Source organism: Bacillus sp. SIMBA_005 (genome assembly GCF_046535585.1).
Classification (GTDB): Bacteria; Bacillota; Bacilli; order Bacillales; family Bacillaceae; genus Bacillus; species Bacillus pumilus.
Window position 1 is genome coordinate 1 of sequence record NZ_JAWRWI010000816.1, and the last position, 252, is coordinate 252.

The 252-nt window shown below is 62.7% G+C and carries 1 protein-coding gene; it reads right to left on the minus strand.

Features of this window, described 5'->3' with window-relative positions; genetic code table 11:
* Positions 1-46: 46 nt before the first annotated feature.
* A partial coding sequence (locus SB660_RS22350) for a hypothetical protein (RefSeq protein WP_410584662.1) occupies positions 47-252 on the minus strand: 206 nt, incomplete at its 5' end.

The following is a 252-nucleotide window of genomic DNA, read 5'->3' on the forward strand; positions in this document are numbered from 1 at the left end:
CGTCCTCGACCTCTCTCAGTGGACCCCGGTGACCCGCTTCCCAGGGTCACTCTTCGATGATCCGCTTCTCGTAAATCACTTTCTGGGTCTCGATGTCAGCTTCGACTACGCCGGCCCCCGATGGCACATCAATCACGCTGTAGGCGAAATCGACACGGGCCGTGTGGACGTAGCCGTAGGTGTGACCGCCTGCCGAGCGCGGCGCCTGGACCTGCCCCTCCATCTCCCACTCGGGTTCCGCATAGACGACGT